This is a genomic window from Pauljensenia hongkongensis (assembly GCF_001746855.1).
Lineage (GTDB): Bacteria > Actinomycetota > Actinomycetes > Actinomycetales > Actinomycetaceae > Pauljensenia > Pauljensenia hongkongensis.
The window spans coordinates 2,087,798-2,112,064 of record NZ_CP017298.1 but is presented as its reverse complement, the minus strand read 5'-3'; the positions used below and the strand labels follow the sequence as shown (position 1 = coordinate 2,112,064).

Sequence of the window (24,267 nt, the reverse complement as noted above, 5' to 3'; positions counted from 1 at the left end):
CCTCCAGCAGGGCGCGCACGGCGGCGGGCGCGCCAGCGCCAGCGGTCCCGGCCGGAGCGCCCGCCCCGCCAGCGCTGGAGGGCATCGCGCGCCCGTCGGAGTCCAGCTCCCCGATAGCCCCCTCCAGCGCCCAGAACAGGTCCTCCGGGTCGACGGGCGCCATCGCGCAGGTCCCGTCGGGGCTCGGGCACGCCAGCACCAGCCCGCCCGCGTCCAGCAGGCGCAGGCGGCCCACCAGCCGCCAGTCGGCCGACTCCGCGCGGTGGAACCCGATGTCGATCGCGTGCCACGTGCCCTCGTGGACGGCGGTCGCGAAGGGCCCCTCCTGCGTCAGCGACTCCCCGATGACCCGCATGTACTTCGAAGTGGGCCCCAGGGGCGCGCCCGGAGGCCCGAACAACGCGGTGGGCATCCGCGTGGGCCCTCCTGGATCGGCTCCGTCGGAGCGCAGTCGCATGAAGGCCCGGGCGTAGCCCAGGACCTCGGAGCGGTCCGCAGTGGCGTAGCCGGGGGTGGCGAACTGCCGCAATTCCACCATGCAGGCGCGCGTTCCGAAGGTGAAGGACATGAGGCGCGGCGACTTCACGGTCTTCGGGTGGACCGTCCACACGTCGAGGCGCAGGCCGGGGGCGCCCGCCTCGTCGGTCCCCGCGGCCTCCGCGCAGGCGCTGGGATCGGTGTCGAGCAGGCTGGGCGGCGACGTGGGGCGCACCCAGTCGCCAGCGAGGAAGCGCCCGATGCGGCCGACGGGGATGCGGGTGGGCAGCCGGTGGGCGCCCGGGGCGACGAGATGCGCCCCGCGGGGGCGCGCGCCGTCCGGTTCGCGCCACCCGGCCATATGGGCGTCGAGCTCGCGGCGCACCGCCTTCTTGGGGGCGCCTTTGAAGCGGCTCTCATTGATCGAGTCCGTGCGCCGCTGGGCGCGTTCCCTCCGCTCCTGGATGTCCTTCCACTCCGCCCAGAGGACGACAGCGACGCAGACCAGGGCGGTGACGAACAGGCCGAGGCGGACCACCCGGAGCACCACACCGACCCACACGGCTCCCCCCCTGCCCGTATAGCGAAAACCCCGGCCTGGGCCGGGGTTCAGCTCCTGCGACTGGATTCGAACCAGTAACCGTCCGATTAACAGTCGGATGCTCTGCCGTTGAGCTACGCAGGATTGCGACAAAAGAGAATAGTAGCAGAGCGGCCAGGGGACTGACAACTTGGAGACAGCGATCCCCTTATGCCGCGCGTCACGCCAACGGGCCGGTTCCGTTCCCCGTCTCCGTCCCCTGCGGCCCTGAGTGCCGGACCCGCAGAGGCCTTGCCCGGCGGCGCGGGGCGGCCCGCGGGTCCAGCACTCAGACAGCGCGACGAGGGCCACTTATTTCCATTCGGGGTTGTCCGTGTCCACGCCTCTGTTGCGCGCGACGTGCTCGATCGCGGTCGCCAGCCACTGGGCGAACCCCTCCTGCTGGGAATCGTAGTGGGAGCGGAAGCCCTCATCGCACAGGTATGCGCGCGAGATCAGGTAGTGCTTCGCGGGGCTCACGGGGAAGTACTCACTCAGGGCCTCCCTGTGCGCGCCGACCAGCTCGGCGGCCCGGTCGCTGTCGGTGGCGACGCCGTCGCGGATCGCATCGATCATGTCCGATTCGATCTGCTGGACTCGTTCGACGTTGGCCTGCCAGTCGCCTTCCCGCCACGAGGCGGTGCGGCGGTGCCACTCCTTCCAGTCGTCGGTGCCGCCGTAGCGTTCCTCAGCCCGCGCCTGGTGGGCCGCGAAGTCGGCGTCCCCCAGGATCTCCCCGATCTCCTCCACGGTCAGCGCATTGCCGTTCATCGCATCCTCCAGTAGTAGGTCTATTGCTTCGATCATCTTGTCCGTCTGCTGGCGTTGAGCGACGAGGCTCTCCCGCTGCCGCCTGAGGTGCGAAGCACCCGACTCCCCGGATTCGAGGAGCGCCTTGATGTCCATCAGCCCCATGCCGGTGGCGCGGTAGATGACGATCCTCTGCACGCGGGCGCAGTCCTCGGGCGAGTACAGCCGGTAGTTCGACCAGCTCCGCTCGACGGGGGCGAGGAGGCCCTGCGCCTCCCAGTGGTGCAGCGTTCGCACCGTGAGCGCGAAGCGCTGAGCCACCTCGCCGACGGTGTAGAAAGTGTTGTCGTCGCTCATGCCATTGATCCTGATGCCTCACGCCGCGTCATGGTCAAGCCGGACGCGCCCCCCGGGCATGCGCGAACCCCGCCCCGCTCGCGCGGGACGGGGTTCAGTGCGCCCATCAGGGCGGGAGCCTGAACGAATCAGACCGGGAGGGTCACTTGAGGGTGACCTTGCCGCCGGCCTCTTCGATCTCGGCCTTGGCCTTCTCGGCGTCCTCCTTCTTCGCGTTCTCGAAGAGGGTCGAGGGCGCGGACTCGACGAGGTCCTTGGCCTCCTTGAGGCCCAGGCCGGTCAGGTTCTTGACGACCTTGACGACGGCGATCTTCTTGTCGCCGAAGGACTCCAGGACGACGTCGAACTCGTCCTTCTCCTCGACGGCGGGGGCGTCGGCGGCGGGGGCCGCGGCGACGGCGGCCACGGGGGCCGCGGCCTCGACGTCGAAGGTCTCTTCGAAGAGCTTCACGAAGTCGGAGAGCTCGATGAGGGACATTTCCTTGAAAGCTTCGATGAGCTCGTCGTTGGAGAGCTTAGCCATGAGTGGCATCCTTCCTGTTTGGCCTGCTCGAGAGCAGATTGGTGGTGAGTTCCTCCCGCGCCACCGCCCGGCGGCGGGAAGGGGCCTGTCTCGTCAGGCCGCTTCGCCCTGCTTCTCGCGCAGGGCATCGATGGTGCGCACAGCCTTGATGGGCAGGGCGTTGAACGCGTACGCCGCCTGCGCGATCTTCGCCTTGAGGGCGCCCGCGGCCTTGGCCAGCAGGACCTCACGGGACTCCAGATCGGCGAGCTTCTTGACGGCCTCAGCGGTGAGCTGGGCGCCCTCCATCGCACCGGACTTCAGCACGAGGGAGGGGTTGTCCTTGGCAAAATCACGCAGCGTCTTGGCGGCCTCGACGGGCTCGCCGGTGACGAATGCGATGGCCGTGGGACCCTTGAGGTCCTCAGCGAGGAAGTCGAGCCCGACCTCCTTGGCGGCCAGGCGCGCCAGCGTGTTCTTTGCCACGGCGTAGGTCGCGTTCTCGCCCAGGCCCCGGCGCAGCTGCTTGAGCTGGCCAACGGTCAGGCCGCGGTACTCGGTCAGCAGAACAGCGTCGGCCGCGCGGAAACGCTCCACCAGCTCGGCGACTGCTGCCACCTTGTCGGACTTCGCCATGGTCCTCCTTCCAGTTACGTGGCCGCCGGTAATGAGAAACCCGGCACGCAGGCGCGTGTCGGGCTGGTATTCCCCCACCGAGGTGGTCACGTACCTGCGTTGGATTTCCCTCCGCGCAGCGGATACCAACGGTCTTCGGCACCGAATACTGTAGCACCCCCGGCCAAGGAGGCGCCAACCCGGGCTTGTGGCACCGGCAACGCCGCGCCCTCACTCCGCGAGGAACGCACTCTAGGCGTTACGGGGCGCGGGGTTGTTGTCGTGGGGCAGCGGCCCCGCCGCGAACCCGGCGATGACGACCTCGACTTTCCGCTCCATCCACTGCTTCGCGGCCGCCTTGGCCCGCAGGAGCGGCCATCCGGCGTTCATGTTGAAGCCGGCGTCCAGGGAACCGGTGGCCTCCTCCACCCGCCTGGCAGCCGCCCTGCGCCGCCAGGGCGCGGCCGAGGCCCGGGTCGTGACGCCCATATGGGCCAGGACCGCGATGTCGCCGACCATGTCGATCGCGAGGTCGGCGTCGCCCGGGAAGCCCGCGTCCGCCAGTCCCCCGCGCAGCGCGGCGATGACGGGCAGGACCGCGATGTGGGGGTAGGGGAAGGAGTGGATGGTGACGTCCAGTCCGGGGAACTCCTCGCACACCCGCCACGCCGACTCCGCCCAGTCGCGCAGCTGGTCGCTCCAGGGCAGCGCGGGATCGGGGGCCGATAGCGTGGCGGCGGCCCGTTCGAGGCAGGCGACCACCACGGCGTCGCGCGAGGGGTAGACGCGGTAGAGCGTCTGGGGGGCGACGCCGAGGCTGCGCGCGACGCCCGCCAGCGTCATGACGTGCAGCCCCCCGGCGTAGGCGGCGTCCACGACGTCGTCGGCGTTGAAAAAGGGCTTGGGCCCAGTCCTGCGCCCCATCGGTTCCCCCTTTCCGCGTCGTCTCAGACCAGGCGCCATCCCTTGGCGCGCTCGCGCGCCCGCCAGAACCGCCTGTAGGGCCCACCTGCATCGTAGAGCTCCTGGTGCGCGCCGATCTGGACGACGCGCCCGTTCTCGTCCAGCACGACGATCTGGTCGGCCGAGGCGATCGTGTCGAGTTTGTGCGCGATGACTATCAGGGTCGATGAGCGCCTCAGCTCCTCCATCGCCTCCACGATATGCGACTCGTTCTCCGGGTCGAGGGCGCTGGTCGCCTCGTCGAAGAGCACGATGGGCGACCCCTTGAGCAGGGCCCGGGCCACGGAGACGCGCTGGCGCTCGCCCCCGGACAGGGCGCGCCCGCCCTCGCCGACCGGAGTGCTCCACCCCAGGGGAAGGCGGTCGGCGATCTCCTCGGCCCCCGCCATGCGCGCCGCGGCCATGACTTGCTCGTCGGTGGCGTCCTCGCGCCCGACGCGGATGTTGGCGATGAGGGTGTCGTCGAAGAGGTAGACGTCCTGGAAGACCATGGACAACTGCTCCATGAGGTCCTCGGTGGAGTAGTCGCGCACGTCGTTCCCCCCGACCCTCACCGCCCCGGAGTCCACGTCGTAGAAACGGCAGACGAGGCGCGCGATCGTGGTCTTCCCACAACCGCTCGGCCCGACGATGGCGGTCATCGTGCCAGGGGCGGCCCTGAAGGACACGTCGTGGAGGACGCCGGCCCCCGCCTCGTACCCGAAGTCCACCGAGTCGACGACGACCTCCCCGGGAACGGTCACGGGCGCGGACTCGGCGGGTTCGGGGAGTTCGGGGGTCGACAGGACCTCGTGGGCGAGCTCGAGGACGGGCCTGCGGGTCTCGAAGGAAGAGACCAGGGCGCCGATATTGACCAGTATCTGCATGAAGCGCAGAAGCACGCCGATGGCGACGACCGCCTCCAGGGGCGACAGGGATCCGCCCGCGGCGACGGCCCCGATGGCGTAGACGACGGAGACGACGACGACCTGGGCCGCCATGCCGTTGACGACTTGCCCTGCGGTGGCCCACCACAGGCCCTTGGTGGCGCGCCGCTGGTAGGCGTCCTCGGCGGCGGTGAGCGCGTCGAAGGAGTCACCCCGCCCGCACGCCCGCAAGGCGCCCTGCTTCTGGGCGTACTCGACGAGGCGGCCGGCCAGTTCGTTAGCGGCGGGCTCGGTCAGCCGCGCCTCGTGCGCCAAGGCCCGGCGCGACGCCCAGACGGCCGCCCACATGAAGGGGATCGCCAGGAGGCAAGCGAGTCCCAGCGGCGGGTTCCACACGCAGATCCCCACCAGCATCGTCAACGAGGTGACGACGTCGATGAGGGCCGGGGAGAACATATGCGCGAAGATCTCGCCGAGCAGCATGAGTTCGCGGCTCACAAGGCGGGACGTCTTGCCCGCGGTGTCCGGGGTGAAGGCCCCCAGGGGCATGGCGGCGACCTTGCGGCCGATCGCGATGTGGAGGAAGCGCAGGAAGTCGAAGGCGACCGAGTAGTTCTTCAGGGACAGCGCGTACTCGATGACGAAAGCGGCGGCGGCGGAGGCGCCGACGACCCCGACCCAGCCCCCAGTGGTCAGGCCCCACACGGTCCGGCCGGACACGAGGGCACTGGAGGCCGGGATGAAGGCGATGAGCGCCCCGCCCCGGATGAGGCCGACGACGACGGAGAGGACGACGACCCACCGGAAGGACTCCCTGCCCTTCTCGGAGAGTGTCTCCTTGAGGTTGGCGACGAATGATCCCATGCGCCTGTCACTTCCTTCCTTCAGTGCGCGTTCCCGCGAGGGCGCGGTAGTAGGGGTGGTCGGCCAGCTCGGCACTGGTCCCCTCCCCTGTGATCCTGCCCCGTTCGAGTACGACGATCTGGTCGGCCCCCGCCACGGGGGCCGCCCTGTGGGCGATGACGACGACGGTCCGGCCCTTGACCAGTTCTGACAGGGCGTCCTGGATCTCCGCCTCGGACTCCGGGTCCGTGAAGGCCGTCGCCTCGTCGAGGACCAGGACCGGGGCGTCCATCAGCAGCGCCCTGGCGATGGACACGCGCTGCGCCTGCCCGCCCGACAGGTCCGTGTCGGCGCCCACGACGGTGTCCAGGCCCGCTGGGAGCGACTCGATGAAGTCGGCGATGCCCGCATGGGCCGCGCAGCGCATGATCTCCTCGTCGGTGGCGCCGGGCCTGCCGAGGGCGATGTTGTCGCGGATCGGGATGTCGAGCAGTTGGGGGTCCTGGAGCACGAAGGCGACGTGGCGGTAGAGCTCCTTGACGGGGATGTCGCGCAGGTCCACTCCGCCCAGGGCGACGCTGCCGGAGTCGGGATCGGCGAAGCGGGCGATCAGGGTCGCCAGCGTGGATTTGCCCGAACCGGAGGGGCCGACCAGGGCCGTGACCGTGCCCTCGCGCATCGTCAGGCTCACGTCGTCGAGTGCCAGCAGGTCCCCGTAGGAGAAGGAGACGTGGTCGAGGACGATGTCGTGGCCGTCCGGCACCCGCTTCCCCGTGTCCTCCAGGGAGGGGATGTCGAGGATCTCGACGAGGCGCAGGGCGGCGGCTCCCGCCAGTTGATAGGCCCAGGCGGTCGAGGTGAGGACCTCGATGGCCTGGGGGATGACCAGGGCGATGAGCGAGCACGCGATCACTTGGACGGGGGTGACGCATCCCGCGCCGACCAGCAGGGCACCCCCGCCCAGGTTGACCAGGAGCAGCACTGCCGGGGAGACTACGGAGGTGGCCAGCGCCGATCCCGTCAGCAGGGGCTGGCACCAGGCGACGTAGAAGCTGGAGAACGTCTCGGCGGCCCGGCGGAAGCGCCCGTGGGTGTCGCCGACGCGGCCGAACGCTTTGACAACAGTGATCCCGGTCACGAACTCGACCATGGTGGCCGAGACCTCGGCCAGGTGCTGGTCCATCTCGGCGGTCTTGGGGCCCATGTCCTTGGTCATCCACCATGTGATGAGCGCGTAGACGGGCAGAGTCGCGATGGAGAGCAGTCCCAGGCGCCAGTCGATGACGAAGGCGTAGACCACCAGTGACAGCGGGCTGGCAACGGCCGCCGTCGACTCGACGGGGGCATGGGCGATGACCGTGTGGATCTCGTGGGTGTCGTCCTGGACGGCTTTTCGGATCCTGCCCGAGGCCGTGGCCGAGAACCACGCGAGCGGCGCCCGCGACATCGTGCGGACGATCTGCTCGCGCACGTAGTGCCCGAATCGGATGTCCGCGATGTGGGTGACGAGCAGTGCGACGTAGTAGATGCCGAGGCGGGCGCAGAACGCGCCGATCAGCCAGGCGAGGATGGCGCCGATCCGCGCGGCGTCGGGGCCCTCCCCGCGGTCCCACGCCTCGAGGAGCACTCCGCCCAGGTGGACGAGGATGACGTAGGGGACGACGGCGAGCACGCCGTACACCACTCCGAGGACTCGGCTGATCGCCATCGGCACGGCGATGGGGCGGGTGAGGCGTTTGAAGGCGGCCTGCCCCTCCCGGTACTTCGCGCCCGGATCCGCGGGCGCGGCTGGGTGTTGATCGGATGTCACGAGACGGCCTCCACTAACATCGAATGCGCTTCGCAGTTAGGATAGCCTATCTTTATGCTCAATGTCCTGGCCTAGTGACCGCCGTCCGGGTCGTTCGCACCGGCGAGGGCGGAGCCCACATAGCGTGACGGCGGTTCCCCAAGGGCGAGAAGGTCCGGCCCGGGCGCGGGTTCGGCGGCCGGGTCCGAATCGCGTGACGGCGGTTCCCCAAGGGCGAAAGGGTCCGGCCCGGGCGCGGGTTCGGCGGCCGGGTCCGACAGCCCCGTCAGGGCAGCAGGCGGACAGTCTCACAAGCACCAAGGCAGCGGGCGCCCCTCGACCAGCCCTGTCCAGGTGGCACGCGGGCAGTTTCACAAGCGATTCCACGTTTTCAAAGGGATACCGTCACTTTGCAAGCGGTATAACGCTTGCAGAACGTGGTATCGCTGTGAAAACGGACCCCGGCGAGCCGCACCGGGGCACGAAAACAGGCAATGGGGCAGGCTAACCCACATCGGGGCAGGCAAACAGCCTGCCCCAACGCACCGTTACCTGCCCCAATGCACAGCGACCCGACCTGAAGCAGCACCGGGGCACGCAACCAGGCAATGGGGCAGGCTAGCCCACATCGGGGCAGGCAAACAGCCTGCCCCAACGCACCGTTACCTGCCCCAATGCACAGCGACCCGACCTGAAGCAGCACCGGAAACCGGACACGGCCCGTGCGAAGCAGGAGGGCCCGGCATGACTGGGAAGCCGCGTCAACGTCCTCCCCCGGCCGGTGCGCCAGGAGGATCAGAAGGACGCGAGCGGGGCGCGGGCGCAAGAGCCCGAACACGCCAGGAGTACGCGAGCGGGGCGCGGGCGCGAATGCCCGCGCCCCACGGCGCTTCCGACGGAAAGGGGGCTCAGCCCTCCAGAAGGTCCTTGACCTTGGTGACATCGAGGGGGATGCCGGGGCCCATGGTCGTGGATACGGAGCCCTTGAGCAGGTAACGCCCCTTCGAGCTGGACGGCTTGAGGCGCAGGACCTCGTCGAGGACGGAGCCGTAGTTCTCGGTGAGCTGCTCGGCGGTGAAGGACGCCTTGCCGACGACGAAGGCCAGGTTGGCGTGCTTGTCGACGCGGAACTCGATCCGCCCGCCCTTGATCTCCTTGACGGCCTTGGCCACGTCCATGGTCACGGTGCCGGTCTTCGGGTTGGGCATGAGGCCGCGGGGGCCCAGGATACGGCCGAGGCGGCCCACCTTGCCCATGAGGTCGGGGGTGGCCACGGCGACATCGAAGTCGGTGTAGCCCTTGGAGACCTTCTCGATGAGCTCGTCGCCGCCGACCTCGTCGGCCCCGGCGTCGATGGCTGCCTGCGCGCGCGGACCAACGGCGAAGACCAAGACCCGGGCGGTCTTGCCGGTGCCGTGCGGCAGGGAAACGGTGCCGCGGACCATCTGGTCCGCCTGGCGGGGGTCGACGCCGAGTCGGAGCACGACCTCAACGGTCGAGTCGAACTTGGTGACGGTGGTCTCCTTGGCCAGCTTCATGGCCTCGAAGGGGGTGTACAGCACATCCGCGTGGACCTTCTCAGCCGCGGCGCGGTAGCTCTTGGAGCGCTTCGTCATTCTGCTTCTTCTCCTTGCAGTCGTGGGCTTCGGGCAGCGCCTGCCCTACCACGGGGAATGGAATCGGGGTCAGTCCTCGACGGTGATGCCCATGGAGCGGGCGGTCCCGGCGATGATCCTGGCGGCGGCCTCGACGTCGTTGGCGTTGAGGTCGGCCATCTTGGCCTGCCCGATCTCGCGGGCCTGGTCCATGGTGATCGAGCCGACCTTGGCGGTGTTGGGCGTGCCGGAGCCCTTCTGGACGCCAGCGGCCTTCTTGATCATCTCCGCCGCGGGAGGGGTCTTGAGGACGAACGTGAAGGAGCGGTCCTCGTAAACCGTGATCTCGACGGGGACGATGTTCCCGCGCTGCGACTCGGTCGCGGCGTTGTAAGCCTTGGTGAACTCGACGATGTTCACGCCGTGCTGGCCCAGAGCGGGGCCGACGGGCGGAGCGGGGGTGGCGGCGCCGGCTGCGATCTGAAGCTTGATCAGGCCGGTAACCTTCTTCTTCTTCGGTGCCATTGAAACGGGTCTTTCTACGGGTTTTCCTCACCGGCGGCCGCCGGTCAGGGGCGCATCGCCCCAACGGGCTCGCCGCCGAGGGGGCGGCGGGGCACTCGGCCCTCTCCGAGGAGGGCACAGTGCGCCCAATGCACACAAACGGGAATTGTAACGCGCACCCGGACACGATCCCAAGTCCGGGTGCGCGACATCACTGCTCGAGTTTCTCGACCTGGTCGAAGCCGAGCTCGAGCGGTGTCTCGCGCTCGAAGATCGTGACGAGGACCTTGAGCTTCTGGGCCTCGGGCATGATCTCGGAGATCGTGGCCGACATGGTCTCGAAGGGGCCGTCGATGACGGTGACGGTCTCCCCGACCTCGAAGGCCGTGCGGATCTCCTGCACGGGGGCGGGCTTGTCCTTCTTCTTCTCCGCGGCCTCCTCGAGGACGTTGGGCGTCAGCAGCATGACGACCTCGTCGATGGACAGCGGGACGGGATTGTGCTGGTCGCCGACGAATCCGGTGACCGCGGGCGTTTCCTTCACGACGCGGTAGGACTCCTCGTTGAAGTCCATGCAGACGATCGCGTACCCGGGGATGCGCACGCGGCGCACGCGCTTCTTCGCGGTGCCCCGGTACTCCATGACGTACTCGTCGGGCACCTCGACGCTGAAGATCGAGTCCTCCATGTTCTGGGTGGTGATGCGCTGCTCCAGGTTCGCCTTCACCTTGCGCTCGTGGCCGGAGTAGGTGTGGATGACGTACCAGTCCCCGGGGGACATGTACAGGCGCTGGCGCAGTTTCTCGACGGGGTCGTCCTCCGGGGCGGGGTCCGGTTCCGCGCCCTCGGCGCCCGAGGCGGGGGCGGCCCCCCCGTCAGCACCATCCTCCGGGGCGGGGGCGGCCTCCCCGTCAGCACCATCCTCCGGGGCGGGGGCGGCTTCCCCGTCGGCCACGTCCTGCGCGGCCTCATCGATGGCGCGGTCCACCACTTCCTGCGCGGCGCCGTCGGCCTCGGCCTCAGCGCTCTCATCGAGGGCGCGCGCCTGGGCCGCTTCGATGTCGATGGGGGCGGGGGCGAATCCCTCGTCGGCGATGGGGCCGTCGAAGGCATCGGGCCCGGGGGCGTTCTCGTCGCTCATGGTTCCTCCTGGCGGTTGGCACGGGCCGGACCGTAGAAGAAACCCGCCTGCAGGAGCTGCGGGCGGGTTCGTCGGTCTCAGCCGAAGATCAGTGCACTCAGTTTACCGAATCCGAAGTCGAGGAGACCAGTGAAAGCCATGATTGCAGTCACAAAGACGACGACCACGACGAAGTAGGTCCACGTCTCGGAACGTGTGGGGTAGGTGACCTTGCGCATCTCGGCCACGACCTGGGTGAGGAAGAGCCACATGCGGGCGAAGAGGCCGCGCTTCTTCTCCTTCACGGCCACGGCCTCGTCGCGCTTGCGGGTCGCCCCGGCCTTGGTGCGGTCCTTGCGGGCCGCCCCCTTCCCCTCGCGCGCCTTCCCACGGTCCTTGCGCGAGGACTCGGCGCTCGGGGCGCTGTGCTTGGCCATTGAATCCTCCCTGTGGTGAAGCCGTATGGCAGGGCAGGCGGGACTCGAACCCACAACCGCCGGTTTTGGAGACCGGTGCGCTACCAATTGCGCCACTGCCCTAAGCAGGCGAACCTGCCTGAGCGAGTGTAGGGGATCGGGGCTCGCACTGTCCAGCGGACCCGGCCAACGCGCCGCCCTTTCCACTGGAATACCGACAAAGCACCCCATGTTGAGATGTAGCTCACCTGTCCATTCTGCGCACTGCCCACTCCCGCGCGCCGCCTCGTGGCACGATGGGGAAATGACTCCTACGCCCGCATCACGTGTCTCTGCCCGTTTCACCGCCATCACGCCCTCGGCGACCCTGGCCGTCGACGCGAAGGCCAAGGCGCTCAAAGCCGCCGGCCGGCCCGTCATCGGCTTCGGGGCCGGCGAGCCCGACTTCCCCACGCCCGACTACATCGTCGAGGCCGCGGTCCGCGCCGCCCGCGACCCCGCGATGCACCGCTACACCCCCGCCGCGGGCCTGCCCGCACTGCGCGAGGCCATCGCCGCCAAGACCCTGCGCGACTCCGGCTACGAGGTCTCCCCCGCCGACGTCGTCGTCACCAACGGCGGCAAGCAGGCGGTGTTCCAGGCCTTCGCCGCCCTGCTGGGGCCCGGCGACGAGGCGATCCTGCCCACCCCCTACTGGACGACCTACCCCGAGGTCGTCAAGCTGGCGGGGGCCACGCCCATCGAGGTGTTCGCCGGCGCCGACCAGGACTACAAGGTCACCGTCGACCAGCTCGAGGCGGCGCGCACCGAGCGCACCAAGGTGCTCCTGATGTGCTCGCCGTCGAACCCGACGGGCAGCGTCTACACCCCCGCCGAACTGACCGCGATCGGCCAGTGGGCGCTCGAGCACGGCATCTGGGTGATCTCCGACGAGATCTACGAGCACCTGCTGTACGAGGACGCCCAGACGGCCCACATCGTGGCCCTCGTGCCCGAACTGGCCGACCAGGCCGTCATCCTCAACGGCGTGGCGAAGACCTACGCGATGACCGGGTGGCGCGTCGGCTGGATGATGGGGCCCGCCGACGTCGTCGCAGCCGCCACCTCGTTCCAGTCGCACTTGACCAGCAACGTCAACAACATCGCCCAGTGCGCCGCCCAGGCGGCCGTCTCGGGCCCCCTCGGCGCGGTGCACGAGATGCGCGCCGCCTTCGACCGGCGCCGCCGCACCATCATCGACATGCTGCGCCAGATCGACGGCCTGGACGTGCCCACGCCCAAGGGCGCGTTCTACGCCTACGTCGGCGTCGAGGCGCTGCTGGGCCGCCCGATCCGCGGCCGCACCGCCACCACGTCCTCGGAGCTGGCCGACTTGATCCTGGACGAGGTGGAGGTCGCCGCCGTTCCCGGCGAGGCGTTCGGCCGGTCCGGGTTCCTGCGCTTCTCCTACGCCCTGGCCGACGACGACCTGGTCGAGGGCATCGGGCGCGTCCAGGAGCTGCTGTCATGAGCGCCGACGCGCGCAGGCTCGTCCGCCGCCTCGCCGACACCGGCAGCCCCCGGGGGACGGTCCTGATCGCCCACGGGTACGGGGAGCACTCGGGCCGCTACCTGCCCCTGCAGGAAGCGCTGGTCGGCGCGGGCTACGACATCGCCTTCTACGACCACACGGGCCACGGCACCTCCGGGGGGCCGCGGGGGCGCGTGGACGCGGGCGCGCTGATCCGCGACCACCTGGCGATGCGGCGACTCGCGCTGGCCGGGGCGCGCACGCCGGATCTGTTCCTCTTCGGGCACTCCATGGGCGGCGTGGTCACCGCGGCCTCGACGCTCATCGACCCCGAACGCCTGCGCGGCACCGTCCTGTCCGCCCCCGCCATGCGCCCCCTGCCGCCCGCCTCCGCCTCGTTGGCCCGCAAGGCGGCGCCGCTGGCGCGCCTGCTGCCCTCACTGGTGGTCCGCCCGCCCGAACCCGCGGGCGGGGAGTCGCCCCTGTCGCGCGACCCGCGGGTGCAGCAGGCCTTCGACGCGGATCCGCTGTGCTACCACGGCGGCGTGCAACTGCTCACCGGGGTGACGATGGTCATCCAGGGGGACGAGGTGCTGCGCCACGCGCACCTGGCCCGCACGCCGATCCTCGTGATGCACGGCTCCGCGGACCGGATGGCCGACCTGGCGGCGTCGCGGGACTTCGTCGCCGAGGCGGAGGCCGCCAACCCCGGCCTCGACATCCGCCTGCGCGTCATCGACGGCGCCTACCACGAGCTCCTCAACGAGCCCGAGGGCCCCGGCCTGATCCGCGACATCATCGCGTGGCTGGGTGAGCACTGAGGGAATGGACGTCCGCGCCGTCCCCGACCTCACAGCGCCCGTGCCCACTCCCCCGGGGCGCCGCGACCTGGCCGCACTGCCCAAAGCGCACCTGCACCTGCACTTCACGGGGGCGATGCGCCCCTCGACGCTGGTGGACATCGCGCGCGAGCAGCAGGTGCGCCTGCCCCCGCACCTGCTGTACATCGACCCGATGAACATGCCCGCCGACGGGCGCGGCTGGTTCCGCTTCCAGCGCGCCTACGACTCGGCGCGCCACCTGGTGCGCTCAGAGGCGACGATGCGGCGCTTGGTGCGCGAGACCATGGAGGACGAGGCCGCCGAGGGCTCTGTGCGCGTCGAGCTCCAAGTGGATCCGACCAGTTACGCGCCGTGGGTCGGCGGGATCACCCCCGCCCTGGAGATCGTGATGGACGAGGCGCGCGCCGCCTCGGCCGACACCGGCGTGGACGTGGGGCTGATCGTCGCGGCCTCCCGGATCCGCCACCCCTTGGACGCGCGGGTGCTGGCGCGCCTGGCCTCCCAGTACGCGGGGGACGGGCCGGGCCAGGTCGTGGGCTTCGGCTTGTCGAACGACGAGAGGGTGGGGGCCACCGCGGACTTCGCGCCCGCCTTCAGGATCGCGAGGCGCGCGGGCCTGGTGGGGGTCCCCCACGGCGGCGAGCTGGCGGGGCCGGAGTCGATCCGCGAGGTCGTGGCCGCCCTCTGCCCCCGCAGGATCGGGCACGGGGTGCGCACAGCGGAGGACCCGGGCCTGCTCGACCGCCTGATCGCCGAGGGCGTGGCCTTCGAGGTGTGCCCCACCTCGAACGTCCACTTGGGGGTGTACACGGACTTCTCGCAGGTGCCGCTGCCGTCGTTGATCTCCGCGGGCGCGACCGTGGCCCTCAGCGCCGACGACCCCCTGCTGTTCCGTTCGCGCCTGGTGGAGCAGTACGCCCAGGCGCGCGACGCCTTCGGGTTGTCCGACCGCGAGTTGGCGGGTTTGGCGCGCCAGTCCATCGAGGCCTCCCTGGCCCCGTCCTCCTCCAAGCTCCGCTGGTTCGCCCGGATCGAGGAGTGGCTGGCGGCGCCGCCCGCAGCCGCTTGAGGGGCCCAGGGGTTCCTGCGAAGGGGTGCGGACGCGGGACCCCAGGCAGTGCGGGCGCGGCTCCCCAGGTGGTCAACCGCCCCTTTCTTCACGGTCCGTCCCTTTGCTTCGTTTTTTCGGTGTCCGTGTCCGCTGGTGTCGCACACAAGGGAGGGAATTACGCAACACTGGGCCGCACACAAGGGCTTGATCCCGCCCTTGTGTGCGGTGCGTGTTTCTTAAATCGGGGTCCTTGTGTGCGTACTCCGAGGGGGCGGTGCGCGATCCGGAGCAGTCCTCCTGGGCCCGGCCCTGGCGCGGGTGCCCCCCTGGTGTGGACGCGCGTTGTCGGCACCGTGAGGGGGTCGTTGACATCGTGAGGGGGTTGTCGACACCGCGAGGGGGATATAACGCGCGCTGGTGTCAACAACGCGCGTCGGTGCGGACAACGCGCGCTCATGCCGATAACGCGCGCCGGCGGCCGCACCCGGAGCCCTCATCGGCAGTCACCGCAGCCCACGCCCGAGGCCCCCTGGCGGCTGCGGCTTCCAAGAAAGCGGCTGCGGCTACCAGGCGATGCCGACCGCAACGGGCTCGGGCACCAGGTCGACGCCGTAGGCGCGGCGCACCCCGGCGCGCACCGCGCGCGCCAGGGCCTCGATGTCCGAGGCCGCCGCCCCTCCCCTGTTCGTGAGGGCCAGGACGTGCTTCGTGGACAGGGAGGCGCGGGGCGGATCCCCCGCCTCGGGCAGCGCGAAGCCCTTCGTGAAGCCCGCGTGGTCGATGAGCCACGCGGCACTGGTCTTGACCCGGCCGTCACCCGCGGGGAAGCGCGGGGCGCCCGCGGGCAGGGCGTCCGCCTCGTCGGCGCTGAGGATGGGGTTCGTGAAGAAGGAGCCGGCGCTCCACGTGTCGTGGTCGGCGTCGTCGAGGACCATGCCCTTACCCGCCCTCAGGGCGAGCACCGCTTCGCGCACGAGGCGCGCCTGCGCCCTCTCCCCCGCGCGGGCGCCGATCCGGCGGGCGAGCTCGCCGTACAGGACCGGTGCGGACAGGGCTGAGCGCTCGAGGCGGAAGACGGCGTCGAGGACCACCCACCGCCCGGTCGGCCCCCAGTCGGCGGACAGGGAGCGCTTGATGACCGAGGTGCGGTAGCCGAATCCCAGGTCCTGGGCGCTCAGGCGCGCCTCGCGCTCCTCCTGCCGGTCCCACACGAGCACGTGGTCGAGGGTCTCGGCGACCTCGTGCCCGTAGGCCCCGACGTTCTGCACGGGGGAGGCCCCCACTGTGCCGGGGATCCCGGACAGCGCCTCCAGCCCAGACAGCCCCTGGTCGAGGGTCCACGACACGAAGGCGTCCCAGGGGGTCCCGGCACTGGCACGCACGAGGACACCGCCGGGGGCGCCGCCCTCCGCCGCAGTCCCGGCGCAGCCGCCCTCCCCGAGGACGCGCGTCTCGTGGCGCCCGTCCCGTACGACCACCCCGTTGAAGGGGGCGTCGGCGGCGAGCAGGTTCGACCCGCCGCCGATGACCAGCAGGGGCCCGCCTCCGGCGTCGGCGGCGCGCACCCGGTTGATGAGGTCTTCGCGGGAATCGGCCACGGTGTAGGAGCCGACGGGGCCGCCGACGCGGAGCGTGGTCAGGGAGGAAAGGCGTGTGCTCATGGAGGACAAGCCTAGTCGCAGCCGCGGGCGGGGCGGGGACAGCCGGGGTGGGGGCGGACACCGTGTTCCGTTCTTCGGAAGGGCTTCCTTTTCTCAATCGGTCAGTGGTAGGTTGAGCCTATGAACGGCATGTCGCGTAATACCCATCCGGATGTGGCCTCTCCAGCCCTGTAAGTGCCGGTGGGGCAGGACTCCACGGGGCAGGCACAGGTCGTTGTGGCGAATGTGGAGGACGGCACGCGCGTACTGCTGGCGCACACGTCCTTGGACCGCCTGCTCGACTGCCTGGGCGAAGACCAGGGGTGGGCGCTCATTATGGCGGACCAGTTGCCCCGCATCAAGGAGGACCTGCGTTTCGACCACCTGAGCGTCGACCACTACGTCGAACCGGAGGCGCGGATGGGCGGGCGCGATGAGCACTGATCTGCGCATCACCTTCGACCTGCTGGGCAACATGGCGACGAAGTACGGGTACATCGCCGAGGACGCGGAAACGTGCGGCAGGGCCGCGCCCACCGAGCTCGACGGCGGGATCGCACAGGCCACCATCCTCGATCTGATCCGCTCCCAGAACGAGGATCTGGGTCTGTTCGCCTCGCGCGCCAGGAGGATCGAGGACAACCTCCGCGCCCTGATAGTGGCGCAGTTGGAAACGGAGGAGAACGTGGCCGGGGCGTTCGAGACTCTGAAACAGGAGCTGCAGCATGGCTGACACCGGTGGGATCGGGACTTCCCTGGAAGTGCAGACCACTTCGATCGACACGCGCATTCCGTGCAATCCCGACAGCGTCCGCGATGTCGCGGCGTGGTTCTACGAGGCGTACAGCAAGGTCTCCGACGCCGTTGCCGAGATGACCGGCAACCTCCTGCGGAATCCGGAGTACTGGATGGGGGATGCGGCCAACGCGTACGAGGAGATGCTGGGCAAACTGCGCCTGTCCGCCGGCAAGTTGGCGGACCGTCATTATCGCGCTTATGAGGTGCTGCGCGCCTACGCCCAGCAGCTCGACTACCACTACAGGGACATGGAGACGATCCGTCACGACGCCGAAATGCTCGGACTGGAGATCCGTGACGACTACGACATCATGTGCCCGCCCCCGCTGCCGCCCGAGCCCCAAGAACCCGCGCGGAACGCCACGCACGCGGAGTGGTGGACGTACGACCAGGATTTCCTCATATGGAAGGGCAAGAAGGAGGAGGTCCTGGGTTACGAGGAGCTCCACCGCCGAGTAGAACGGGTCTGGTCGGACTTGGAAGAATGGGTCAAGAAGTACCTGCGGCCCCTGCAGGTCGAGAGTTTCACACTATTGTTCGCGAAGTACCTCGACCAGGAGGTCCAGGGCGTGGTCGACCGCCCGTGGCAGTTGGCGCTCGACGCCGTGGACCAGGGGTTCGCCAGGAAAGCCCAGATGTTGGAGCTGCAGATGGACAAGGCTGCCGCCGAAGTCGGCAGGCAGGGCAAAGGGGCCTCCCATGTGGTGCGCCCCGTCATGGACGAGGCCGTCAAAAACGCCCTCGAGGCGCGAGCCGACTTCCGCGCCGGGCGCACCCGTGCCCAGGGCGTGGGGACAGCAGTGGCGGGCATCGGCTACGCGACCCTGGCCTACGACATCGCCACATCCGACACTCCCGGCCAAACCGCTCTGGCCCAAGGTGCCGGAATGGCCGCCGGCACAGCGGTCGGCAGCGCAGTCGGATCGGCGGTGACAGGGGTCGCAGCCGGTAGCGGGGCCCCAGCAGCCGCCGTAGTGGGACTAGGGACGGCCACAGGGGTTGGTGTTGCCCTCATCGCCGCTTGGGCCGTTACTGCCAGTGTGGGGGCGATTTACGAGAAGACCGTCCCCCTGGAGTGGCGCGAACGCATCGACGAGACCTTCTGGCACCTGCCCTACCACCTCGGACTCGCCAACTGGTAATGCGCTACAGGAAGCGTCAGGCGCCCCTGCCCGAGGCGAAAGATCCGGCGGAATCGGATAGAAAGACGCGCCTTCTGGGCCCTATCGCTGGCGGGGTTGTCCTCGGCGGGGTGCTCGGCGTGGCGCTGCTGGCCGGTATGCACAGGTTGCTGCACTACGAGTACTTGCGCACCGGGTACGTCTTCATCGCCGCGTTCTTCACCCCTCTGATCCCTATGGCAGTCGTTCTCACCTACGTGCCGCGCCGCAGGCCCCGGGCGGTGTTCACGACCCAGGTGGAGATCCCCGGAACGAACGCTGTAAGGTTCGTCACGTTCTTCATGGTCTGCGCGTACTACGCGATCGCCGCCGGGACCATGGTCTACGGGTTCATCACCGGCTACCCCGTCCACGCGTTCCTAGTGGCAACCGGCCCCGCAACAGTGGGGTACGTCACGGCGGAGGCGGGATGCCTGGGACCGCGTACTGTCCGGATGCCCAGACAGTCGCTCGCCCTCTCACCCGATGCCTTGACCATCACCGCCTCGCCCCTGCAAGGCGAGGTCCGCATCCCCTGGACCGACAACGCCCGCGTAGGAATGACGGACCTGACAGGCACAGATATACATCCCGACCCTTCAATCCCCAAACTGACCTACACCGTCAAGTTCGACTGCCCCATCACTTCCCTCACCCAACTCGACGCTCTCCTCGACCACTTCAACACCCACCCTGCTGATCGTCAGCTCCTCGCACAACCCGAAGGCGCCGACCTCGTCCAAACACTCCTCGACACCACACCCCAACCATGACAAGGCGCGCAGAAAGATCAGCGCGGGCGCTGGACGGTCAACCATGACGCGCTACAGGAAACACCCAGTGCGCCCGCCCGAGGCGAAGAGCCCCGCCGAGGCGGATCGACGAACGCGCCGCGCGGGTCTAGTTCTCGCCGGGTTCGTCCTCGCGATGACACTTGGCGTGGCGCTGCTGGTCGGCATGCACAGGGTGCTGCACTACGAATACTTGCGCACTGGCTACGTCTTCGTCGCCGCGATGATCATCCCCCTCATCCCCTTAGCACTCGTTTTCACCTACGTGGCCCGCCGCAGGCCCCGGGCGGTGTTCACGACCCAGGTGGAGATCCCCGGAACGAACGCTGCAAGGTTCGTCACGTTCTTCATGGTCTGCGCGTACTACGCGATCGCCGCCGGGACCATGGTCTACGGGTTCATCACCGGCTACCCCGTCCACGCATTCCTCTGGGCGGTCGGTCCCGCGTCAGCAGGATATCTTCTGGCCAATGACCGTCACACGAGCCTGCACGCTCTTCTGATGCCCAAACAGTCCTTCACCCTGTCGCCCCACGCCCTGACCATCACCGCCTCGCCCCTGCAGGGCGAGGTCCGAATCCCCTGGACCGACAACGCCCGCGTAGGAACGACGGACCCGACAGGCACAGAGATACACCCCGACCCTTCAGTCCACAAACTGACCTACACCGTCAAGTTCGACTGCCCCGCCACCTCCTTCACCCAACTCGACCGCCTCCTCGACCACTTCAACACCCACCCCGCTGATCGCCAACTCCTCGCACAACCCGAAGGCGCCGACCTCGTCCAAACACTCCTCGACACCACACCCCGACCATGACCGGGCGCGCAGAAAGAACCACGCGGACGCTGGACGGTCAACCATGACGCGCTACAGGAAACGCCCCGGGTTCCGGATCCCCTCACTCACTCCTATTGAGGCGGACAAGGGGACGCTCCGCTCCGGCCCGCTCTTCGCCGGGATGGCCGCCGCAGAAGTCGGCAGGCAGGGCAAAGGGGCCTCCCATGTGGTGCGCCCCGTCATGGACGAGGCCGTCAAGAACGCCCTCGAAGCCAGGGCGGACTTCCGCGCCGGGCGCACCCGCGCCCAGGGCGTGGGGACAGCGGTGGCGGGCATCGGCTACGCGACCCTGGCCTACGACATCGCCACATCCGACACCCCCGGCCAAACCGCCCTCGCCCAAGGCGCCGGAATAGCCGTCGGCGCAGCGGTCGGCGCAGCGGCAGGAGCAGCGGTGACCACTGCCGTCAGCGAGGCACCATTCGCATGGGCAGGAGCAGCCGCCGTCGGAGGAGGTGTTGTGGCCGGGGTTGCCATCGGGGCAGCGGTCGGAGCTACTGTAGCCGCTGGCGTAGGGGCTACTTACGCGAACGCCGTCCCCTTGGAATGGCGCGAGCGCATCGACGCGTTCTTCTGGCACCTGCCCTACCACCTCGGCCTGGCCAACTGGTAATGCGCTACAGGAAACGCCCAACGCGCCTGCCCGAGGCGAAGAGCCCCGCCGAGGTCGATGAGAGGGTGCGACGGATTCGCCCGCTGCTAGCCAAGATCACCGCCGCCTGCATGTTGGGGGTAGGAGTGCTTGTCGGCATGCACAAGTTATTGCACTACGAGTACTTGCGCACCGGGTATGTCTTCGTCACCGCGATGCTCCTCCCCTTGGCTCTCCTCGCGGGAGCTTTCTCCTACGTGGCACGCCGCAAGCCCCGAGCAGTATTCACAAACCATGTGGAAATACCAGGAACAGGTATTATCCATATCACTCTGATCACTGTGGCCTACATCTGCTATGCGATCGTCGCCGGGACCATGGTCTACGGGTTCATCACCGGCTACCCCGTCCACGCGTTCCTGTGGGCAACCGGTCCCGCAACAGCAGGATACTTCATCACCCAGGACCGCCACCTGGGCCTGCGAGCGGCGTTGCACGCGAAACAGTCACTCCTCCTCTCGCCTGAGGCACTCACCCTCACAGCCTCTCCTTCGCAAGACGAGGTCCGCATCCCCTGGACCGACAACACCCGAGTGGGAACATCAGACATCCTCGGCACGAGGCTCCTCCCCGACCCCACAACCGACAAACCCCCTTACACAGTCATCTTCGACTGCCCCGTCACTTCCCTCACCCAGCTCGACGCCCTCCTCGACCACTTCAACACCCACCCCGCTGATCGCCCACTCCTCGCACTACCCGAAGGCGCCGACCTCGTCCAAACACTCCTCGACACCACACCCCGACCATGACCGGGTGCAGCGGCGCTCCGCCGCGCCGTCGACTGCAGAACGGGGACGTCGGCGCGAAGAGGGGACGGCGGGCCGCCCGCTGGAGACGACCGGCGCCCGACAGGGCCGGAGGGCCGCTCACCATGACCGACCGGCACCCGGCAGGAGCAGCGGTCCGCCCACATAGGAACACCGGGCGCCTCGGAGTCACGGAATCACAGGGCGCCCAGCAGGTCCGCCAGCTCCCCGCCTATCGACTCGCCCGCGGGCGCCTCGGCGACATCCTGGCGGAAGTACCACCAGAACCAGCCGCCCACGTACCGGTCGCCGAAGCGCTGCGCGAGTTGGCCGTTCATGCCGATCCACCGCCTCGCGACCGCGATCTTCTCGTCCCGCGTGGGCTCGGAGATGATGTGCCCGCTATCACTGTCCTCGCCGCGTTGGGCTCCGATTTCGCCGATGCCGAGCCGGGCCTTCGGGAACGCGGCGCCCAGGGCCTCCAACGCGTCCCCGACCTCGGCGGCGCTGGGGCGCTGAACGGGGTCGCAAGCGGTCTCATAGGCGCTGAGGAACGCGTAGTCGATGGCTCCAGCCAGGGGCGCGGGAACCGTGGCGAGGTAGGCGGCCTCGTCCTCCCATTCCTCCTCGTAGCAGTCGGGGCGGCTCCACAGGTTCACGGTGATCGCCGTGGGCTCGCCGGCTGCCCTCACCTGCTCTGCCATCGCCAGCACCTTCGCGTTGATCTCCTGGGGTCCGGTGCCCGCCCAAGCGCCGTTGACCTCGTTGCCGACCTCCCACACCTCGACCTGTCCGGCGTAGCGCTGCACGAAGGCGCGCGCCCTCGACCGGGCCTCTTCGACTCCCAGGCCGGCCATGGCGGTGGAGTCGACCAGTTGCACGACCAGGCGCGCCCGGGAGGACAGCGCGGTGATCGCCTCCTGGTAGTCGTCGGGGCCGCGCTCCGGGTCGGTGACCAGGCGGACCGTGGCGGTGAAGGGGAGCGCGTCGATAGCCCGCTCCGCTGCGCCGAGGTCATCGACGCTGTCGAGGGTGACCCCGCGCATCACGTCCGCGGTGGCGTCCCCCTGCCGGGCCGACTGCCCGTCATCCGTCCCCGCAGCGCCCGAGGCGGAGGCCGCCCCCGTCGTCGGTGGCGCGGTCGGTGCTCCTTCGTGCGGCGAGACGGGCGCGCACCCGACCAGCAGCAGGGCGGCGAGGACCACGCCCCATGTCCGGCGCACTCTCACTGGTCCTCCCCCGACCCGTCACCGGAACCGCCCGACTGGGCAGGCTGGCCCGACTGGTCGGAGGCGCCCCGCGCAGGCGGGGGCGAGTTCGGCTGCTTGGTGTCCTTGTCGAAGGCCGGGTACACCACCATATCGGGGAACGCCTCCTCTACTGTGGGCAGCACGTACTCATTGAGGTCCCCCATCGACCCATCCGAGGGACGGCACCTCGACTTATAGTGCATAGAGGAGCGATCATCCGGGAAATAGTCCACCTGCAACTCACCTCCATTGGCGCCATCGTCGCTGCGGTACTCCCGCGACCCGTCCTTCTGGGTCTTCCCGCGCCCGCCCTTGTACGACGGCAACACCGACAAGTACTGCGACGCGGCGTCCTCGATGTCCTTGTCCGTCAACGACGAGAAATAGAGTATCCCGCTTCCGAACGCCCACCCCTCCTCCTTACCAGGACCCAGGTCAGTGCACGCGTTGAAGTAACGCTGAGCACTCACACCGATCACGCCCTCCTTCTCGGCGAGAGCGTGCACGAACCGCGCCATCGCGGGCTCCACCGTGCGCAAGTACTCCTCGATCGACTCACGCTGGGCGAACGGCGTCTCAGCCTGCGGCACGCCCAACGCCTCCTGCGGAGTCTGCGACCGGGGAATCACCCCGCACCCCGACACCAACAGAACCGCACACGCGAGCGCACCAGCGGCCCTGGCGAGCAGGCGGCCACTCGCTTCGCACCTCCCCCGCGCGCTCACTGGTCCTCCCCCGACCCATCGCCGGACTGGGCTGGCTGACCCGACTGCCCGGAATGGCCCGAGGCGTTTCGGGGCGGCGGGGGCGTGTTCGGAGCCCCACTGTCCTCGTCGTAGGCCGGGTAGACCACCATATCGGGGAACGCCTCCTCCACAGTGGGCAGCACGTACTCGTTCAGATCCCCCATCGACCCATCCGACGGACGGCACCTCGACTCGTAGTGCATGGAGGACCGATCATCTGGGAAGTAGTTGACTTGCAACTCGCCACCATTGGCGGCATCCCCGCTACGCAGCACAAAGGACCCATCCTTCTGCACATCCCCTCTCGTCCCCTTGTACAACGGCAACACCGACAAGTACTGCGACGCAGCGGCCTCGATGTCCTCATCCGTCAACGACGAGATGTGAAGCAACTCGGTTCCGAACGCCCAGCCCTCCTCCTTACCGGGCCCCCGATCAGTGCACGCGTTGAAGTAACGCCGCCGATCAACGCCGATGACCCCGCCGCCCTTCTCCGCCAGAGCCCGGACGAAAGCCGCCATCACGGGCTCCACCGTGCGCAAGTACTCCTCGATCGACTCACGCTGGGCGAACGGCGTCTCAGCCTGCGGCAACCCCAACGCCTCCTGCGGAGTCTGCGACCGAGGAACCAACCCACACCCCGACACCAACAAAACCCCACACACAAGAACACCACCGGCCTTGGCGAACACACGACTGGTCATCCCAGACCTCCCCTCACTGGAGCACCCCGGCGCGGGCGGAAACACAGCAGCTGGAGCCGGTGGGGAGCATGCGGAAACCCAACGGCTGGAACCAGTGTGGCGCGGGCAGAAGCACGGCGGCCGGAGTCGGCGCAGTGCCCGCCACCGGCCCACCGC

The 24,267-nt window shown here is 69.1% G+C and carries 25 protein-coding genes and 2 tRNA genes; 10 read left to right on the top strand and 17 right to left on the bottom strand.

Translation table 11 applies throughout. The features are described from left to right. The 13 genes from BH719_RS09765 to BH719_RS08740 all read right to left on the bottom strand — a co-directional run. Nucleotides 1-1,039: hypothetical protein (locus BH719_RS09765; RefSeq protein WP_009744489.1), on the bottom strand; the 1,039-nt coding region annotated here is incomplete at its 3' end. A 51-nt stretch (nt 1,040-1,090) separates the two neighbouring features. Further along, nucleotides 1,091-1,162: transfer RNA gene (locus BH719_RS08795), tRNA-Asn, on the bottom strand. A gap of 207 nt (nt 1,163-1,369) precedes the next feature. Next, entirely contained in the window at nt 1,370-2,164 is a 795-nt protein-coding gene (locus tag BH719_RS08790) for a MerR family transcriptional regulator (RefSeq protein WP_009744488.1), read from the bottom strand. 142 nt (nt 2,165-2,306) lie between these two features. Continuing rightward, nucleotides 2,307-2,687 carry a 50S ribosomal protein L7/L12 gene (gene rplL, locus BH719_RS08785; RefSeq protein ID WP_009744487.1) on the bottom strand — a complete coding sequence of 127 codons (381 nt, stop codon included), beginning with the start codon at nt 2,685-2,687 and terminating at the stop codon, nt 2,307-2,309. 93 nt (nt 2,688-2,780) lie between these two features. Next, on the bottom strand, nt 2,781-3,302 hold the full coding sequence (gene rplJ, locus BH719_RS08780; protein ID WP_034219863.1) for a 50S ribosomal protein L10: 522 nt from the start codon (nt 3,300-3,302) through the stop codon (nt 2,781-2,783). 231 nt (nt 3,303-3,533) lie between these two features. Beyond that, on the bottom strand, nt 3,534-4,205 hold the full coding sequence (locus BH719_RS08775; protein WP_009744485.1) for a TetR/AcrR family transcriptional regulator: 672 nt from the start codon (nt 4,203-4,205) through the stop codon (nt 3,534-3,536). Between the two features lie 23 nt (nt 4,206-4,228). Then, nucleotides 4,229-5,974: an ABC transporter ATP-binding protein gene (locus BH719_RS08770; RefSeq protein WP_009744484.1), complete on the bottom strand. Its 1,746-nt coding sequence runs from the start codon at nt 5,972-5,974 to the stop codon at nt 4,229-4,231. A gap of 7 nt (nt 5,975-5,981) precedes the next feature. Continuing rightward, the gene (locus BH719_RS08765; RefSeq protein ID WP_009744483.1) at nt 5,982-7,763 is read right to left on the bottom strand and encodes an ABC transporter ATP-binding protein; all 1,782 of its coding nucleotides are present in this window, start codon (nt 7,761-7,763) and stop codon (nt 5,982-5,984) included. A gap of 887 nt (nt 7,764-8,650) precedes the next feature. Then, complete coding sequence (gene rplA, locus BH719_RS08760) at nt 8,651-9,358, bottom strand: 50S ribosomal protein L1 (RefSeq protein ID WP_009744482.1); 708 nt, start codon at nt 9,356-9,358, stop codon at nt 8,651-8,653. A 69-nt stretch (nt 9,359-9,427) separates the two neighbouring features. Next, entirely contained in the window at nt 9,428-9,862 is a 435-nt protein-coding gene (rplK, locus tag BH719_RS08755; protein WP_009744481.1) for a 50S ribosomal protein L11, read from the bottom strand. A gap of 190 nt (nt 9,863-10,052) precedes the next feature. Next, nucleotides 10,053-10,982 carry a transcription termination/antitermination protein NusG gene (nusG, locus tag BH719_RS08750; protein ID WP_009744480.1) on the bottom strand — a complete coding sequence of 310 codons (930 nt, stop codon included), beginning with the start codon at nt 10,980-10,982 and terminating at the stop codon, nt 10,053-10,055. Between the two features lie 77 nt (nt 10,983-11,059). Further along, nucleotides 11,060-11,398 carry a preprotein translocase subunit SecE gene (gene secE / locus BH719_RS08745; RefSeq protein ID WP_009744479.1) on the bottom strand — a complete coding sequence of 113 codons (339 nt, stop codon included), beginning with the start codon at nt 11,396-11,398 and terminating at the stop codon, nt 11,060-11,062. Between the two features lie 26 nt (nt 11,399-11,424). Then, nucleotides 11,425-11,500, bottom strand: a tRNA-Trp gene (locus BH719_RS08740). Between the two features lie 181 nt (nt 11,501-11,681). Here BH719_RS08740 and BH719_RS08735 point away from each other — a divergent pair. Genes BH719_RS08735 through BH719_RS08725 form a run of 3 tightly spaced genes read left to right on the top strand, consistent with a single transcriptional unit; the run spans nt 11,682 to nt 14,798 of the window. After that, the gene (locus BH719_RS08735; protein WP_009744478.1) at nt 11,682-12,887 is read left to right on the top strand and encodes a pyridoxal phosphate-dependent aminotransferase; all 1,206 of its coding nucleotides are present in this window, start codon (nt 11,682-11,684) and stop codon (nt 12,885-12,887) included. Next, entirely contained in the window at nt 12,884-13,708 is an 825-nt protein-coding gene (locus BH719_RS08730) for an alpha/beta hydrolase (RefSeq protein ID WP_009744477.1), read from the top strand. The genes BH719_RS08735 and BH719_RS08730 overlap by 4 nt, the downstream gene beginning before the upstream one ends. 4 nt (nt 13,709-13,712) lie before the next feature. Next, the gene (locus BH719_RS08725; RefSeq protein WP_009744476.1) at nt 13,713-14,798 is read left to right on the top strand and encodes an adenosine deaminase; all 1,086 of its coding nucleotides are present in this window, start codon (nt 13,713-13,715) and stop codon (nt 14,796-14,798) included. A 545-nt stretch (nt 14,799-15,343) separates the two neighbouring features. Here BH719_RS08725 and BH719_RS08720 read toward each other — a convergent pair. Continuing rightward, nucleotides 15,344-16,441 (bottom strand): UDP-N-acetylmuramate dehydrogenase, encoded by a 1,098-nt coding sequence (locus BH719_RS08720; RefSeq protein WP_009744475.1) that lies wholly within the window; start codon nt 16,439-16,441, stop codon nt 15,344-15,346. Nucleotides 16,442-16,615: 174 nt separating this feature from the next. Between BH719_RS08720 and BH719_RS08715 the strand changes: the two genes are divergently transcribed. From BH719_RS08715 to BH719_RS08685, 7 genes are all read left to right on the top strand, one after another. Further along, nucleotides 16,616-16,864: an SAV_915 family protein gene (locus BH719_RS08715; protein ID WP_009744474.1), complete on the top strand. Its 249-nt coding sequence runs from the start codon at nt 16,616-16,618 to the stop codon at nt 16,862-16,864. Continuing rightward, a complete protein-coding gene (locus BH719_RS08710; RefSeq protein ID WP_009744473.1) occupies nt 16,854-17,153 on the top strand; it encodes a hypothetical protein in 300 nt (99 codons plus the stop codon). The genes BH719_RS08715 and BH719_RS08710 overlap by 11 nt, the downstream gene beginning before the upstream one ends. Continuing rightward, nucleotides 17,146-18,360 carry a hypothetical protein gene (locus BH719_RS08705; RefSeq protein WP_009744472.1) on the top strand — a complete coding sequence of 405 codons (1,215 nt, stop codon included), beginning with the start codon at nt 17,146-17,148 and terminating at the stop codon, nt 18,358-18,360. Before BH719_RS08710 ends, BH719_RS08705 begins: the two co-directional genes overlap by 8 nt. After that, the gene (locus BH719_RS08700) at nt 18,360-19,151 is read left to right on the top strand and encodes a hypothetical protein (RefSeq protein ID WP_009744471.1); all 792 of its coding nucleotides are present in this window, start codon (nt 18,360-18,362) and stop codon (nt 19,149-19,151) included. Before BH719_RS08705 ends, BH719_RS08700 begins: the two co-directional genes overlap by 1 nt. Nucleotides 19,152-19,305: 154 nt before the next feature. Further along, entirely contained in the window at nt 19,306-19,989 is a 684-nt protein-coding gene (locus BH719_RS08695) for a hypothetical protein (protein WP_009744470.1), read from the top strand. A 43-nt stretch (nt 19,990-20,032) separates the two neighbouring features. Continuing rightward, nucleotides 20,033-20,623 (top strand): hypothetical protein, encoded by a 591-nt coding sequence (locus BH719_RS08690; protein WP_009744469.1) that lies wholly within the window; start codon nt 20,033-20,035, stop codon nt 20,621-20,623. 137 nt (nt 20,624-20,760) lie between these two features. Next, nucleotides 20,761-21,414 (top strand): hypothetical protein, encoded by a 654-nt coding sequence (locus tag BH719_RS08685; protein ID WP_245683290.1) that lies wholly within the window; start codon nt 20,761-20,763, stop codon nt 21,412-21,414. Between the two features lie 194 nt (nt 21,415-21,608). On the opposite strand, the gene BH719_RS08680 is transcribed toward BH719_RS08685, so the two are convergent. The 3 genes from BH719_RS08680 to BH719_RS08670 are packed head-to-tail and all read right to left on the bottom strand — an operon-like array spanning nt 21,609 to nt 24,111. Continuing rightward, nucleotides 21,609-22,640 carry a glycoside hydrolase 5 family protein gene (locus tag BH719_RS08680; protein WP_245683289.1) on the bottom strand — a complete coding sequence of 344 codons (1,032 nt, stop codon included), beginning with the start codon at nt 22,638-22,640 and terminating at the stop codon, nt 21,609-21,611. Next, entirely contained in the window at nt 22,637-23,386 is a 750-nt protein-coding gene (locus tag BH719_RS09210) for a DUF4853 domain-containing protein (RefSeq protein ID WP_009744466.1), read from the bottom strand. Before BH719_RS09210 ends, BH719_RS08680 begins: the two co-directional genes overlap by 4 nt. Beyond that, a complete protein-coding gene (locus BH719_RS08670) occupies nt 23,383-24,111 on the bottom strand; it encodes a DUF4853 domain-containing protein (RefSeq protein ID WP_009744465.1) in 729 nt (242 codons plus the stop codon). The genes BH719_RS09210 and BH719_RS08670 overlap by 4 nt, the downstream gene beginning before the upstream one ends. Between the last annotated feature and the right edge of the window lie 156 nt (nt 24,112-24,267).

What these genes read in the sequence shown, in the direction of transcription:
- BH719_RS08720 (WP_009744475.1), bottom strand. Translation starts at nt 16,441, where the DNA reads ATGAGCACACGCCTTTCCTCCCTGACCACGCTCCGCGTCGGCGGCCCC.
- rplA (WP_009744482.1), bottom strand. Translation starts at nt 9,358, where the DNA reads ATGACGAAGCGCTCCAAGAGCTACCGCGCCGCGGCTGAGAAGGTCCAC.
- BH719_RS08685 (WP_245683290.1), top strand. Translation starts at nt 20,761, where the DNA reads ATGCACAAGTTATTGCACTACGAGTACTTGCGCACCGGGTATGTCTTC.
- rplJ (WP_034219863.1), bottom strand. Translation starts at nt 3,302, where the DNA reads ATGGCGAAGTCCGACAAGGTGGCAGCAGTCGCCGAGCTGGTGGAGCGT.
- BH719_RS08790 (WP_009744488.1), bottom strand. Translation starts at nt 2,164, where the DNA reads ATGAGCGACGACAACACTTTCTACACCGTCGGCGAGGTGGCTCAGCGC.
- BH719_RS08700 (WP_009744471.1), top strand. Translation starts at nt 18,360, where the DNA reads ATGCGCTACAGGAAGCGTCAGGCGCCCCTGCCCGAGGCGAAAGATCCG.
- rplL (WP_009744487.1), bottom strand. Translation starts at nt 2,687, where the DNA reads ATGGCTAAGCTCTCCAACGACGAGCTCATCGAAGCTTTCAAGGAAATG.
- secE (WP_009744479.1), bottom strand. Translation starts at nt 11,398, where the DNA reads ATGGCCAAGCACAGCGCCCCGAGCGCCGAGTCCTCGCGCAAGGACCGT.
- BH719_RS08690 (WP_009744469.1), top strand. Translation starts at nt 20,033, where the DNA reads ATGACGCGCTACAGGAAACGCCCCGGGTTCCGGATCCCCTCACTCACT.
- BH719_RS08770 (WP_009744484.1), bottom strand. Translation starts at nt 5,974, where the DNA reads ATGGGATCATTCGTCGCCAACCTCAAGGAGACACTCTCCGAGAAGGGC.
- BH719_RS08695 (WP_009744470.1), top strand. Translation starts at nt 19,306, where the DNA reads ATGACACTTGGCGTGGCGCTGCTGGTCGGCATGCACAGGGTGCTGCAC.
- BH719_RS08705 (WP_009744472.1), top strand. Translation starts at nt 17,146, where the DNA reads ATGGCTGACACCGGTGGGATCGGGACTTCCCTGGAAGTGCAGACCACT.
- BH719_RS08725 (WP_009744476.1), top strand. Translation starts at nt 13,713, where the DNA reads ATGGACGTCCGCGCCGTCCCCGACCTCACAGCGCCCGTGCCCACTCCC.
- rplK (WP_009744481.1), bottom strand. Translation starts at nt 9,862, where the DNA reads ATGGCACCGAAGAAGAAGAAGGTTACCGGCCTGATCAAGCTTCAGATC.
- BH719_RS08710 (WP_009744473.1), top strand. Translation starts at nt 16,854, where the DNA reads ATGAGCACTGATCTGCGCATCACCTTCGACCTGCTGGGCAACATGGCG.
- BH719_RS08670 (WP_009744465.1), bottom strand. Translation starts at nt 24,111, where the DNA reads ATGACCAGTCGTGTGTTCGCCAAGGCCGGTGGTGTTCTTGTGTGTGGG.
- nusG (WP_009744480.1), bottom strand. Translation starts at nt 10,982, where the DNA reads ATGAGCGACGAGAACGCCCCCGGGCCCGATGCCTTCGACGGCCCCATC.
- BH719_RS08730 (WP_009744477.1), top strand. Translation starts at nt 12,884, where the DNA reads ATGAGCGCCGACGCGCGCAGGCTCGTCCGCCGCCTCGCCGACACCGGC.
- BH719_RS08735 (WP_009744478.1), top strand. Translation starts at nt 11,682, where the DNA reads ATGACTCCTACGCCCGCATCACGTGTCTCTGCCCGTTTCACCGCCATC.
- BH719_RS08775 (WP_009744485.1), bottom strand. Translation starts at nt 4,205, where the DNA reads ATGGGGCGCAGGACTGGGCCCAAGCCCTTTTTCAACGCCGACGACGTC.